Source organism: Arthrobacter sp. Soil763 (genome assembly GCF_001428365.1).
Taxonomy (GTDB): Bacteria; Actinomycetota; Actinomycetes; order Actinomycetales; family Micrococcaceae; genus Arthrobacter.
The window spans coordinates 19256-32614 of record NZ_LMSH01000006.1 but is presented as its reverse complement, the minus strand read 5'-3'; the positions used below and the strand labels follow the sequence as shown (position 1 = coordinate 32614).

10 protein-coding genes are annotated in these 13359 nt (G+C 64.2%); 3 read left to right on the top strand and 7 right to left on the bottom strand.

Features of this window, described 5'->3' with window-relative positions; all coding sequences use genetic code 11:
* Positions 1 to 37 precede the first annotated feature (37 nt).
* The 3 genes from ASG71_RS15710 to ASG71_RS15700 form a co-directional block, all read right to left on the bottom strand.
* Positions 38 to 1408, bottom strand: coding sequence for a hypothetical protein (locus ASG71_RS15710; protein ID WP_235564161.1), 1371 nt, complete (start codon positions 1406 to 1408; stop codon positions 38 to 40).
* Between the two features lie 407 nt (positions 1409 to 1815).
* Positions 1816 to 2163: a helix-turn-helix domain-containing protein gene (locus ASG71_RS15705; protein WP_056741046.1), complete on the bottom strand. Its 348-nt coding sequence runs from the start codon at positions 2161 to 2163 to the stop codon at positions 1816 to 1818.
* 4 nt (positions 2164 to 2167) lie between these two features.
* The gene (locus ASG71_RS15700; protein WP_056741044.1) at positions 2168 to 3259 is read right to left on the bottom strand and encodes a tyrosine-type recombinase/integrase; all 1092 of its coding nucleotides are present in this window, start codon (positions 3257 to 3259) and stop codon (positions 2168 to 2170) included.
* A gap of 227 nt (positions 3260 to 3486) precedes the next feature.
* Here ASG71_RS15700 and ASG71_RS15695 point away from each other — a divergent pair, with 227 nt between their 5' ends.
* Both ASG71_RS15695 and ASG71_RS15690 read left to right on the top strand, forming a co-directional pair.
* On the top strand, positions 3487 to 5256 hold the full coding sequence (locus ASG71_RS15695) for a type IV secretory system conjugative DNA transfer family protein (RefSeq protein ID WP_056741042.1): 1770 nt from the start codon (positions 3487 to 3489) through the stop codon (positions 5254 to 5256).
* Between the two features lie 11 nt (positions 5257 to 5267).
* Positions 5268 to 5708, top strand: coding sequence for a DUF4913 domain-containing protein (locus ASG71_RS15690; RefSeq protein WP_056741040.1), 441 nt, complete (start codon positions 5268 to 5270; stop codon positions 5706 to 5708).
* 1162 nt (positions 5709 to 6870) lie between these two features.
* Here ASG71_RS15690 and ASG71_RS15685 read toward each other — a convergent pair.
* The 4 genes from ASG71_RS15685 to ASG71_RS15675 form a co-directional block, all read right to left on the bottom strand.
* On the bottom strand, positions 6871 to 8604 hold the full coding sequence (locus tag ASG71_RS15685) for an FAD-dependent oxidoreductase (protein ID WP_056741038.1): 1734 nt from the start codon (positions 8602 to 8604) through the stop codon (positions 6871 to 6873).
* Positions 8605 to 8628: 24 nt separating this feature from the next.
* Positions 8629 to 8892, bottom strand: a complete 264-nt coding sequence (locus tag ASG71_RS16485; protein ID WP_082575245.1) for a UBP-type zinc finger domain-containing protein — start codon at positions 8890 to 8892, stop codon at positions 8629 to 8631.
* Positions 8893 to 9229: 337 nt separating this feature from the next.
* Entirely contained in the window at positions 9230 to 9784 is a 555-nt protein-coding gene (locus tag ASG71_RS15680; protein WP_056741037.1) for an HdeD family acid-resistance protein, read from the bottom strand.
* A 65-nt stretch (positions 9785 to 9849) separates the two neighbouring features.
* On the bottom strand, positions 9850 to 10947 hold the full coding sequence (locus ASG71_RS15675; RefSeq protein ID WP_235564159.1) for a S1C family serine protease: 1098 nt from the start codon (positions 10945 to 10947) through the stop codon (positions 9850 to 9852).
* 507 nt (positions 10948 to 11454) lie between these two features.
* Between ASG71_RS15675 and dnaK the strand changes: the two genes are divergently transcribed.
* Positions 11455 to 13353, top strand: a complete 1899-nt coding sequence (dnaK, locus tag ASG71_RS15670; protein WP_056741033.1) for a molecular chaperone DnaK — start codon at positions 11455 to 11457, stop codon at positions 13351 to 13353.
* The last annotated feature ends 6 nt before the right edge of the window (positions 13354 to 13359 follow it).

Genomic DNA, 13359 nt, shown 5'->3' with positions numbered 1-13359 from the left:
CTTGAGCATGCCCGGGGGTTGCGGCGGGTGTTGGTGCTCAGGTTCGGGGAACCTGTTCGCCCTCAAGGGTGAGGTCCGGGTGCTCGAGGGTGTTGAGGTAGCGGGTGGCGCCTTCGACGCTGAGCCCGAACAGGTCGCAGATGCGGCGGACGTCGCCGCCGGTCGCGTGGATCTCGTGCAGGATACGGTCCTCGCGCAGCGCCTGGGGCCGCAGCGTCAATCCGGTCCAGGGGTACTGGCGGCTAACGGGGAGGAGCCTGGGCGCCGTACGCCGGTTGATGAGCAGGTGCGGGTTGGCACTGCCTGGCCAGGTCCGGTTGCGCTGGTCGAGCCAGGCTGCCAGGCGGGTGCGCACGGGCGCGGCCAGCGGGATGTCGCGGGTGCCGAGTATCAGGTGTCCGTCGCTGATGTCGGTGAGCCGCAGCTCGCTGAGCTGTTTCTTGGTCAGCGCGTGGAAGGCGACCAAGGCAACGGCGAGGGCGACCACCGGCTTCGGGGAGTTCAACTCCTCGCGGATCACTGCGGCGTCCAGGGCGAGCGGGATAGTGCTGGCCTTCGGGGACGCCTTCATCCCGCGGGTCGGATTCGCGAAGATGAGCCGGCGGCCTTTGAGGGTCGTGAAGAGCGATTTGAGCCCGTTCCCGGCGACGTGGCGGCGGACCCTCGTTTCCTCCAGTGCGGCTGTGATGTCGGCGCGGGTGACCTCGGCGAAAGACTGGAGGCCTGCCTCGGCCCAGGCGTGGATGATGGGTTCGATGCCCAGGATGTGCGCCCTGATGGTCCCTGGGTCGCGCGGGATCTGCCGTGGCGCCTGGAGGGCGCCGTTGGTCAGGACTTGCAGCCACACCTCGAGCTGGTCCTTCATGACCGGCGGCAGGGTGCTGGTCTTGGCAGCGAAGTAGCGTTCGATCCGGGTTGGCCGATCCTCGATAAGCAGGCCTGCCGCGGCCAGAACGTCGATCGTGGAGATGACGTTGCCGGAGTATTGGCGCAGTTGGAGGACGTCGGTGGCGCGGATCTTCGCGGTCGGGCTGAGCCGGAAGCCCTGCAGCAGCCGCAGCGATCGGGTCACGTCGTTGCGTTGCCGCTTGCTCCAGCCGGCCCTCGCGGCGTGTTCACGGACGATGGCGGCGCAGTAGCGGGTCAGGTCTCTGTCTTCGAGGCGGGCACGCGCCGCGACAACCTTCGGATCGGGCGCCATATCGAACAACGTCATCTGCCCGTCGGCCTCCGCCGCGGGCCCGTTGCCGGGCAGGGTGTTCTTGTCCCGCCGCTTCCATGGGGCGCGTTGTTCCGGGCTCAACGGTGGTGCGCCCCGGCGTGCGGAGGTCATGTTGGCGAAGAAGAGCTGGTGCCCGGCCTTATTCGCGCCGGCCAGGTCCAGGCCATGTCCGGGCTCCTGGAGCATTCGGGCCTGTTCCAGACACAGCCGGCAGGCCCGCCGCTCCCCGATACGGGCCGCGCGCCCGCAAAAGTCGCAGATTCCTTCCGGGTTGTGGGAGCGCCACCAACGACACTGCCAGCACGTCCAGTTGTATCGGCGGTAGACGCCCCACGCCAGACAGCCCCTGCACGAGCCTGGGTACTGCGGACTGCCGGGATGGCAGCTGGCGCACAAGCCTTGGCTGAAGTAGCCCGCGTTGGTGCCGCACTTGGAACACGGCGGTGCGGTGAAGGGCCCGCCGGGAAGGCAGTCATAGCAATAGGCCACCCGGGGGAAGGTCCAGGCGGCGCGGTTGATCTGGCAGCGGGGGCACATCGACGGCGGCCGCAGCGCCGCCGCCGGGCCCGGGGCAGGACTCACAACAGCCCTGCCTATAGGGGCGGCTCGGACCGCGGCCTGCCGAAGCGCGGCGTGACGACCGGCGATACCCCGCCGCCACTGCCGTGGTCCTGGTTATTGCCGTTGACGGTCTCGGTCGCGAGTGGACGTCGTGCAGCGACCTTGTCCGGCTCGGGACTCATCAGGTCCGTCGGCGTGCACGCCAGCACTGAGCAGAGCACGTCGAGCTCCTCGAGTCTCATCGTCGCCGGTGTCCCGGCCCACCACGAGGACATCTTCCCGGCACTGATCTCCAGCCCGGCATCGGCGAGCATCCGGCGCATCTGCGCCGACTTCCAGATCCCGCGTTCGGCGGCTCTGATCCGCAGATTCCACAGCACGGCCTCATCCTTCCTTCTGTGTGGTCGCGAAGCGGGACTCGACCCGCTCATTGGCGTTCTTCCAGGCCAGCTCGACGTGCTCGCTGCGCACGTGGATGTAACCCGAGGTAGTCGCGAGCCACTGATGCCCCAGCAACTCCTGGAGGGCCTTGATGTCCATCCCGGCCCCGTACAGCGAGGAAGCACAGTAGTGCCGCAGAACGTGGGGAGTCATCCGACCCGACCATGCCGGCAACCACTGCTCGACCTGCAACCCCAGGCTGCGCCGCAACGCGTTGCCGCCGACCCGGCCGCATCGCCCCAGCTCGGAATCGAACCGCTCCGAGGGGAGCAAAGGTGCATCGGGATCAGCCCAGTCCTCGCCGTACTGGTGTCGGACCTCGCCCAGCCACCAGTCGATCAGCTCTGCCGCGCCATTGATCGCCGGGACCAGGCGCGGCTTCGGGCCACGGCCCTGTGCTCCCTTGCCGAACCGGACATGGAGCTTGCCGAAGCCGCCCAGGTCCGGGCGCCAGTCACGGATGTCGAGCATCACCGTCTCGTTGATCCGCAACCCCAGCCGACGCCACAGCGAGGCAGCGAAGTAGTCCCGCGCGGCGGGCAGATACTTGCGGGCCTGCGGGATCGAGTGCCGCCAACACGTAAAGAACGCGTCGATCTCGGCATCCGACGGCGGCACTCTGACATTGCCCAGCGACGCCCCGGACTGGCGGTTGAACTCATCGATGGGCTGCTCGACCAGCACCCCGGCCACCCGATGGATCCGGCCCTGATAACGGCTGATCATGAACTCGTAAAACAACGCCAGTGTCCCTGCCTTGCCAGCCCTGGTGCTCACACTGCGACCCAGCCTGCGCTGCTCGGCCAGGAACCGGTCGGCGTCCTGACAGGTCGCCGCCCACAGCGGGCCCGTCACCGACCGGGCGAACTCAATAATCGTCGCCCGGGTATTGCGGATATGCGGATCGCTCAAACCAGCCGCCGCCATCGCCAGCGCGTACTGGTCAACGATCTCCTGCTCGAAATCCTCGGCCGCCTGCACACTCCAGAACGCCGGATCCATGGCGCCGCCACCGGGCAACGCCACCAGCACCATCAGCTACCAACTTCAGAAGGAGCGAGCATGCGTCGACATTACGCCCAAACCGTCACTCTCGTCGATGGTTCGTCGATTCGGGCCCACAGGGGCTCCGAACCGACATCACCTGCTCAAACGCGAATCCCGGCCGCAGAACAGGCCAACGAACCTGAGCGAATAGAGATAACCCCGGAAACCCTCCTCGAGCCAATTACCCCTGGCCTACCCCTTGAAGGAGGCACGCTGTGAGCGCACCGAACCGTAAAGGAATGGGCCTCGGGGATGCCCTGCTGGTCTGGATGGCCATCGGCTCCATCGTCGTCTTCGGCGGCGGGACCTACGCGGCCGCCCACCTCGGATCCTGGATGGCCGGCATCGACTCACCCCCCAAACATCCGATTGATCTGATCGCCGGGCTGGTCAAGGGCCGCGTGCCCTGGCCCGTCCAGTCCACCGTCGCGGCCGCCCTCATGGCCGGCGTGGTCCTGGTCCTAACCATCGTCGTGCTCGTGGCCTGGAGGAAGGGTGCGTCCAAGCGTGCCCGCGTCGACAAGGCCGCCCGGTACCTGGGCCGCGGGAAGTCCTTGGCCGCGTTCTCCGAGAAGGGCGCGAAGGCGACGGCGGATCGGCTGGGAGTGACAGGCACGCCGGGCATCGTGGTGGGCAAGGTGGTCTCCACCGGCCAGACGTTCATTCAGTCCTGGGAAGACCTCAGCCTCGATATCTGGGGCCCCCGGACCGGTAAGTCGACCTCCCGGGTGATGCCCGCGATCCTGGACGCACCGGGTGCTGTGGTGTCCACCTCGAACAAGCGCGACGTGGTGGACGGCACCCGTGGCGTCCGCGAGCTCACGGCCCCGGTATGGGTGTTCGATCCGCAGAAGATCGCCCAGGAGGAAGCGCAGTGGTGGTGGAACCCGCTCTCCTATGTCACGGACGAAGAGAAGGCGTACAAGCTTACGCAGCACTTTTCAGTCGGTTCACGGGTCCCGGGTTCCAAGCCGGATGCCTACTTCGACCCTAAAGCCGAAGACATTCTCTCCTCATACTTCCTCGCGGCCGCGCTCGGTGAGCTTCCCATCACGCAGGTTTACCTGTGGGTGACAGAGCAGGTGAACCAGGAACCCATCGAAATCCTGAAAGAACATGACTACGAGCTGCAGTACAAGGGCCTGGAGTCCACTCTGAAACTGGCCGACAAACAGCGCGACGGTATCTTCGGCACCGCCGAGAAAATGATCCAGTGCCTCAAGTCCAGGAACACCCTGCGCTGGGTCGCCCCGACAGGCGGCGCAACGGTCGCCACGGACGCCCGCCGCCAGTTCAACCCACACGCTTTCGCTACCTCACAGGAGACGATCTACATCCTCTCCAAAGAAGGGGCCGGCTCAGCCGCCCCGCTCACCACAGCCCTGACCGTGGCCATCGCAGAGGCAATGGAGGAACGCGCCGAACGCAGCGGCGGCCGCCTGCCCAAACCCGCGCTGTTCGCCCTCGATGAATTGGCCAACGTCGTCCGCTGGGCAGCCCTGCCCGATCAGTTCAGCCACTACGGCTCCAAGGGCCTGATCGTCATGGGCATCCTGCAGTCCTGGTCCCAAGGCGTCGAACTCTGGGGCGAGGCGAACATGCGGAAAATCTGGTCGGCCGCGAACGTCAAGGTCTACGGCGGCGGCGTCGCTGAAGAAGGCTTCCTCCGGGCGCTCTCGGACCTGATCGGGGACTACAGCTACACCAACGTCTCCGTCTCGTCCGGAAAGTCCGGCTCCAGCCGCTCCCGGCAGGAAGGCAAGGAACGCATCTTCGATGTCTCCAACCTCGCCGAACTGGACCGCGGCCGCGCCGTGGTCCTCGCCTCCGGTGCACCGGCCACACTGGTCCGGACCATGCCCTGGTACACCGGCCCGCACAAGGACGCCGTGGAAGCCTCCATCAAGAAGTACAGCCCCCGCCCGGAACAAGACGAAGTGCCCCTCGCTGCAGCAACTGCCGCCAACCCCTGGGTCACTGGGTAGGAAATTCTCAAATGACCATCGACATCGGCCTATTCAGCGAAGCGCCCAGCACCAGCGCAGAAGAGCCCGCCATCACGCCTGGAGACGAGCAAAAGCCACCGGAACTCGTCTACGGCTCAGCCGAAGAGTTCCTGCACGAACAGCTGCTCCCCACCTACGTCCGCGACGTCGACGGACGCGCTGCAAAATGGTGCATCGAATGGTACTTCCACCCCGAAGCGGTCTCCCGTGTAGAAGCGCTGTGGCGCGCCTGGGAACACCTACGACTCGACGGGGCCACCGGCATAAGCGTGTGGTTCAGAGACCACGCAGACCACCACATGAGCGTGCTCCTCGACCCACGCGGTCCGTTCTACAAATGCGACATGCAAAAGCACCGCGACCCCCAGCACCTAGAGCCAAAGAAGGCCCCCGCGGGCTGGTTTCCCGACGTGCGAGTCCCGAAGAGGTAGCTCTGGCAGAACTAGGTGACTCTCAGCTGCCTATGGTTAGGGTCAATCCGGGTTATCCACGGCTGGGAATTGGGAGCCATTGGGGTAGCTCCCTCGACAGCAGCCGCAGTGGGTAACACATGAGGATTGTCCCCGGCTGTGGGCAGCGAGCCCTGCCCTCACCCCCGATACGCGCAATAGCGAAGCAGGCTGTTGCGCAGTTGCCGAGCCCCTTGGCACGCCAGCTTCTCATCGGGCCGACCTGTCAGGTTTGAATCTAAGACTGTTCAGGGGACAGGTACAGGAACTGCCTTTCGGACCCTATTCTGACGATCTTTTCATTCCTTCCTGACGTCAGGCTGGGGCGTAGTCCAATTTGGCGCACCCAAAGTGGAGACAGTAAACAGTCCCGCCGTAGCGGACAGTGGAAGAGGCAATCGCGGTGAGGTGATAGGGCTCCTCGACCACTCGCGCCATCCCTTTTCGTGATCCTGGATTGTCGCAGAAAGACGGGCCAGATCGCTCACGACAGCTTGTATGGCTTCCCTGCGAATCCCTTGCCTGCCCTTTGGTGCCTTTCGGCACCTATGTTCTTTTTTGTCCCTCCCATTTCCTCCTGACGGGCGATATTGTTTTAGCTCCTCGCTTCCGTCCGGGAAGAACGGGTCATAAAAGATGACGGCTGTGTGCTGCCTAACGAAGGCTAGGTCATGAAGGAGGTAAGTTGCTTCCTCGATGGCGGGATTGGAGGGCTGACGTGAGAAGACGTTCGGGGATCCTCGTCTCGACGCAGGCCACCCAACGCCGTGCTTGGCCGGTGCCGGTGACTCGTCTCTAGCGGGACCGGCCGGTAAGCGGCCGATGCGGCAAGGCCGGGATCGGCGTTCCAACACCACCAAAACTACGCCCGTATGTCGCCGTTGTTAAGCTCTTGCCTATGCGGATTGCCGTCAGTGCTGGACGTTCAACGGCATTTCGGGACGCCATAGGTGCTTCGCCGTCGCCGAGTCCTCGGCCTTGAACGGTCCTGCTTCCGGCACTGTCTCTCAGGCGGGAAGCACGCGAGGCACATCGACCAGGCCCAACTCAACTGCGGCGGCGATCTGACTGATAACCGCGAAATTGGTGACGTTGCCGTCGTCCGCCCTACCCGGGGACCGGCCTGCTGGACTTTCACCGCCCCTCACCCCAACGCCCCACCGGCCGGTCCTTCCCGGAGGAGGCGCAGGTGCTCGTGGATCATTGCAACGGCTGTTGAGCCTTCACCGGCGGCAGCCGTTACGCGTTTCACCGATCCACGCCGAACATCCCCGGCCGCGAACATCCCGGGGACGCTGGTTTCCAGGGGCAGCCGTCGGCGGCCCAGATGGCTGAACTCAGGAGGAAGGTCCTCGAGATCAGCCCCGGTGAGAATAAAGCCGTGGTCATCCAGGGCGACGGTACCCTGCAGCCATTCTGTGTGCGGCTTGGCCCCGATGAAAATGAAGAGGTATCGGGAGTCGAAAATGCGCTGTTCGCCTGTGGCTCGCAGATCGACGATGATCCGTTCGAGGGTCCCTGAACCGTCTACGCCCACGATGCTGGCCCCCAGCAGTACCTCTATGCCCGGTTGTTCCTCGATCCGATCCGCGAGGTATCGCGACATGTCCGCGCGGAGGTCCGTCCCGCGCACCACCAGCCGCACTGGTGCTCCCGTGCCAGCCAGGAAAAGCGCGGCCTGTCCCGCGGAGTTTCCACCGCCGACGACGGTCACTGGCTGCAATCCGCAGAGCCTGGCTTCATGGACAGTGGCGGCGTAGAAGACACTGATTCCCTCGAATTCCTCCAGCCTGGGGACCGGCAGCCGGCGGTAGCGGACCCCGGTTGCTAGCAGCGCGGCCCGTGAGGAGGCAGGGCCGCTCTCGTTGAACTCGGCGCGGAACTCGCCGTCCCTCAACTCGATGGTGCGTGCCCGGCAGGCGACGTTGATCTGGACTCTGAACTTGCGGGCCTGAAGGATCGCCCTTTCAGTGAGTTCCCCGCCGGAGATACCGGCGGGGAAGCCGAGAAAGTTCTCGATCCGCGGCGACGTGCCGGCCTGCCCACCCAAGCCGAAGTCTTCCTTAAGGACGACCGACAACCCGTCGGACGCTGCGTAGACGGCGGCCGCCAGGCCGGCCGGACCGGCCCCGATCACCATCAGATCGTACGTGGCCGAATGCTCTTTGACTGCCCGCAGGCCCATGGCGAGGGCCAGGTCTGCGTTGGATGGGTTTCTGAGGACCTGCGAAGCGTTTAGCACCACTGCGGGCAGGTCACTTGCTAGAATCCCGGCCCGGTCCAGGATGGCCTGCGCCTGCTCGTCAACCTCCAGATCGACCAGCCGGTGAGGCAGTCGGTTGGCGGCTGAAAATTCCAGGAGGCGAAGGGTGTCACGGCTGAAGCGGGATCCAACAATGCGGATGCCCGCGCCCGCGCTGATCAGCAGGATTCGGCGCTGAAGATATGCCCGCAGTATGGTCTCGCCCACCGCGGCGTCCGTCAGAACTACACGGCGCAGATCGTCCCCGCTGATCTGGAGCACTTCACCCGCCTCGGCGGACACAGTGCTGACAAAGGCCGGTTGCCCCTCGACCAGGCCCAATTCCCCGAGGAACCGTCCCGGACCGTGAACTTCGAGGATCCGCGTGCCGGGGCCCAGCTCAGCAGGCTGTCTGCTACCGGCGTCAGGCAGCCCCTCCACGACCAGTACCGTTCCCTGCAGTATGACGAAGAAGTCACTGTCGACGTTTCCCTCCTGTATGAGGACTTCTCCGGCGGACGTAGTCCGGCTGGTGCCGGCACGGCCCAACAATTCGATCTGGGCTTGGCCGAGCCGTGGATAGGCGCCGGAGACATCCGGCGTTTCGATCAGCGTCGAGTCTGCGATAGGTTCCATCAGCTGGTTGCGCCTGCCGATACCCTAGACGAACGCCTCATGGGGATAGCACCAGCGCCAGTCCTCGCCGGGCTCCAAAGAACGAACGATTGGATGCAACTCGGTGGCGTGGGCTCGGGCGTGCCGCATGGGTGAGGCATCACAACACCCGACATGGCCGCGGGAGAGACACAAACGCAAATGAACCCACGGAGTGCCCAAAGCCAGACATTCCTCGCAGCCCTGCGGTGTGCGCACCCGAACCGGACGAATCTGCGCGAGATGCGGATCAGGAATTCCAAGAATCATGTTCGCTCCTATGTCGGTCCGGCCAGGAGCCGGCCTCGCCGCGGCAGGCGGCAAAGGGTTTGCGTCGGCCCTGACCGGCGGTATCGGTACCATTCGGACCGGCGAGCGGGGTGCGCCAGATAAAGCACAGTACTAGACCTGGCTCAGTGGCCTGTCAAGTGGCGCATCCGGGAAAATCCGCGTCGAGTAGGGAAATAGGCGGCGGCGGGACCCCCCCGTCGTCGTCGTGCCTTGTGTACCGGAATTGCGGTGAATCCCGCGGCCGCCGCCGTGTGCTGTCAGACGCCGCGGCCCGAAATCCGGCCCCGCAGGCAGCCTTTCAGCCCATCGAGAGCCATCAATCAGGGCTTCCGCCCAACCTGCGCAGTCCGACACCGGAGGCGATCAGGAGTATCCCTAGGACGATTGCGAAGGACGAAAGCAGCCCGAGGAGACTAAGTATGCCTGCGCCGGGAAGAATCACCAGGAAGAGTCCGAAAAGGGTGGTGATGATACCTGTGATCAGCCAGAGCCACCACGAGCCGACGGTCTTTTTAACTTCGAAGGCCAGCACTATTTGGGAGGCACCGAGCATAACCGCCCACACGCCGATGACGAGCGTCAGCGACAGGGCAGTGATGTCCGGCCACACGAACGCGATAATACCCGCGAGCACGGAGATGATGCCGCCCACTAGTTGCCAGACGGACCGGCGCCTCTTGCGCGTGACGTACTGCACGATGCTGGTGACGCCGTCAAAGACAGCGTAGATTCCGAAGAGGATCACCAGTGCCAGTACGGAGGCACCCGGCCAGAGGACAACCAGGATGCCGAAAAGAATGGCCGCAATGCCCCGGATAATCAACGCTGTTCCGGATCCCTTGAACAATTGTTGTGCCATTGGGTCGGACATGGCCGCACCTCTGTTTCTGGAATTGGATTAATCGTAATATTGCCGGCCGGACCACACGAACGGGTTTATCCTGACGTGCTTCCCAGTGTGACTTTCACTGATTTTGTTTCCTGTCCGCGTTGGAACCCGACGTCCGTCTGCTGGCCGGGCTCTTTCTTGCGGACAGCGGCAAGGAGGTCGGTCACACTGGTGATCTTTTGCCCGTCGAACTGGGTGATGATGTCTCCTGGCTGCAGCCCCGCCTTGGCGGCCGGCCCTCCCTTGGCAACTTCGATGATCAGCGCGCCCGAGGTTGTGGGGAGGCCAAAGCGGTTTGCGACCTCGGGAGTGATGTCGGTCGGAATTACTCCGAGGACCGGGTGCGTGGCTACTCCGCTCTTGAGTATCTGGTCCGCTACGTCGGTCACGGTGGCCGCGGGAGTCACGAAGCCGATCGATACTGCGCCCGAGCTGGGCGGCAGATACGCTACTGAGAGCCCGATGACCTCCGCGCTGCTGTTGACTACGGCGCCACCGGAATTGCCCGGGGAGATGGGCGCGTCTGTCTGGATAAGGTCGATAAGCCCCTGGGGCGATCCCTCGGACGGTGGCATATTACGGTGAAGAGCGGAAACAATGCCCGCCGTGACGGTCTGCTCCAGCCCGAGGGGACTGCCGATAACGACCGCCAGCTGCCCGACCTCGGGGAGCGCCGTCGAGAACTTGGCGGCTGGAAGGTTGTCCCGGTCAGCCTTCAACACTCCCACGTCGGTTGAGTCGTCAACACCGACGACGGTGGCCGACGCCTGAGACCCGTCCGCGAAGTGGATCCGGACGCTCTCGAATGGCTTTTTTTGTTGGTCCTCCACGACGTGGGCATCCGTGACGATGGTGCCGTCGCTGCGGTAGATTACCCCACTGCCGATGCCGCCTGGTGTCTGAATCGTGACTACAGAAGGCTCGACTTCTCTTACGATCGAAGGAACGACCGAAAGGTCCCCGGTGGAACTGGAACCCTCAGCGCTGGCGGATTGGGATGCCGGAGCCGGAGCCGGAGCAGGCCCGGTGCACCCCGACCCGAATATGAGTACCCCCGCGCCGAGGACAGCGGCCCACGCCCGCCTGTGTCCCGGCGCCGGGAGCAAGGCCGTTGCCTCGGCGGCCGCTGTTGTGCTCGTACTCATTGGATTCCTGTCGCTTTCTGGCTATCTACGGAAACAAATAACAGGTCGAGTCTCCTCCGGCGCTGTCGCGTCCGCATGGCCCCGGGACGCCTAAAAATCTCCGGCAATTGGATCCGCCAGGTCAACCAGGAACGTCAACCAGGAACAAGGTACGGCCCTGGCAAGCACCTCCTCGGCTGTTAATCGACCGCCCACTGGTTTGACCTGCAGTCTCTGACCCCACCTGAGGAACTGATTCGTGGGCGAGCCGAAAGGCCAATCCCCGAATTACCGCAGCATCGTCGAGGATACGCCTGAGGACTAGGCCTGAGAGGTCAATTCCCTGGAGCATATTTGGACCTAGAGGGTCGTGCCGTCGCTCCCGTCCACGGGGCAGACTAAACGCTACAAGACCCCATGACAAAGCCCGTAGAGCCTCGTGGCCGAGCAGGGCGTGGAGTCATGCGGTGCAACCTTGGGCGGACGACGTCACAGGACCGGTCGCGCCCTCTAGGACCGGAGTGAGTCATGGCCAAAGCAGTAGGAATTGATCTCGGAACAACCAACTCGGTGATCGCCGTCTGGGAAGGCGGGGAAGCCCGCGTCATACCCAACGCGGAAGGAGCCCGGACCACTCCGTCAGTTGTGGCGTACACGGACAGCGGGGAACGGCTTGTGGGGCAACTGGCCCGACGGCAGGCGATTCTGAACCCCAAGGGAACCATCACGTCGGCCAAGCGGTTTATCGGCCGGCACTATGATGAGATCTCGGATGAAGCCAAGGCCGTGAGTTTCGACGTCGTAGCGGACGACAACGGCGTGGCGCGTTTTCAGGTTCAGGGCAAGAAGGTCGCACCCGAAGAGGTGAGCGCGCTCGTCCTCCGCAAGCTAGTGGACGACGCCGCGAAGCAGTTGGGCGAAAAGATAACGGAGGCCGTTATTACGGTTCCCGCGTACTTTAACGACGCACAGCGCACCGCGACCAAGGACGCGGGCAAGATTGCCGGGCTGGAAGTCCTGCGCATCATCAACGAACCCACTGCTGCGGCTCTGGCCTACGGCATTGACAAGCGTGAGCATGAGACGGTGCTGGTGTTCGACCTCGGCGGCGGAACCTTCGATGTAAGCCTCTTGGACGTCGGTGACGGGGTGGTGGAGGTCCGCTCGACCGCGGGCGACTCACACCTCGGTGGCGACGATTTTGACCGGCGACTTGTCGACTACCTCGCCGATGACTTCCAGAAGGAGACCGGAATCGACCTCCGAACGGACCCCCAGGCATTGCAGCGCCTGTTTGAAGCGGCCGAGAAGGCCAAGGTTGAACTCAGTTCTGTCGCCCAGACGCAGGTCAATCTTCCCTTTGTTACGGCCGACGCGACGGGCCCCAAGCACCTGACCACCACCATCCGGCGGTCCGTCTTCGAAGACCTTACCCACGACCTCGTCGAGCGCACGATGGGGCCGGTGCAGCAGGCGATGACGGACGCCAAGGTCACGGCCAATGACATCGACGAAGTGATTCTCGTGGGCGGCTCCACCCGCATTCCTGCGGTACAGAACCTCGTACGGCGGCTGACGGGCGGCAAAGAGCCGAATATGAGCGTCAATCCGGACGAAGTGGTGGCCATCGGTGCGGCGATCCAGGCCGGCGTGCTCAAGGGCGAGGTGTCCGATGTCCTGCTGCTGGATGTTGTACCGCTTTCCCTGGGTGTTGAGACCCGCGGCGGCGTCATGACCAAGATCATCGAACGCAACACGACCATCCCCGCCCGGCGCAGCGAAGTATTCTCCACCGCCGAGGACAACCAGCCCGCCGTGGACGTGGTGGTCCTGCAGGGCGAGCGTGAGCTGGCGGCGGATAATCGAGTGCTGGGACGGTTCCAGCTGAGCGATATCCGGCCAGCGCCTCGCGGGGAACCGCAGGTGGAGGTCACGTTCGACGTCGATGCCAACGGCATCCTGAATGTCACGGCGCGCGACAAGGACACGGGCAAGGAGCAGGGCATCACCATCAGTGAGGGCTCCAATCTCGACGCCAAGGAAGTCGAGCGCATGATTGCCGAGGCCGAGTCCCACAGGAACGAGGACGTGCAGAACCGGGAGCGGATCGATACCCTCAACGAGCTCGATGCGGTGGCCTACCGCGTTGAGCGGGCGGTGAACGAACTCGGTGACGCGGTCCAGGCGCACGACAAAGCCCGGGCGGAACTGCTGATCGGGCAGGCACGCGACGCGGTCAGCAACCAGGCGGAGGTGTCCACCGCGAGGGAACTCATCTCCGAGCTTCAGCAACTGCAGGCGGCGCTGAATGCCTCGGCTGCCTCCGCGGCCACTGCAGGGGCGGCCGAGGGAGCCGCATCTCAACCCGGAGCGTCAAACGCCGTAGATGACGATGACATAGTCGATGCAGAATTCGATCGTGGCTAGGAATGA

What these genes read in the sequence shown, in the direction of transcription:
- ASG71_RS15675 (WP_235564159.1), bottom strand. Translation starts at nt 10,947, where the DNA reads ATGAGTACGAGCACAACAGCGGCCGCCGAGGCAACGGCCTTGCTCCCG.
- ASG71_RS15710 (WP_235564161.1), bottom strand. Translation starts at nt 1,408, where the DNA reads ATGCTCCAGGAGCCCGGACATGGCCTGGACCTGGCCGGCGCGAATAAG.
- dnaK (WP_056741033.1), top strand. Translation starts at nt 11,455, where the DNA reads ATGGCCAAAGCAGTAGGAATTGATCTCGGAACAACCAACTCGGTGATC.
- ASG71_RS16485 (WP_082575245.1), bottom strand. Translation starts at nt 8,892, where the DNA reads ATGATTCTTGGAATTCCTGATCCGCATCTCGCGCAGATTCGTCCGGTT.
- ASG71_RS15690 (WP_056741040.1), top strand. Translation starts at nt 5,268, where the DNA reads ATGACCATCGACATCGGCCTATTCAGCGAAGCGCCCAGCACCAGCGCA.
- ASG71_RS15685 (WP_056741038.1), bottom strand. Translation starts at nt 8,604, where the DNA reads ATGGAACCTATCGCAGACTCGACGCTGATCGAAACGCCGGATGTCTCC.
- ASG71_RS15680 (WP_056741037.1), bottom strand. Translation starts at nt 9,784, where the DNA reads ATGTCCGACCCAATGGCACAACAATTGTTCAAGGGATCCGGAACAGCG.
- ASG71_RS15700 (WP_056741044.1), bottom strand. Translation starts at nt 3,259, where the DNA reads ATGGTGCTGGTGGCGTTGCCCGGTGGCGGCGCCATGGATCCGGCGTTC.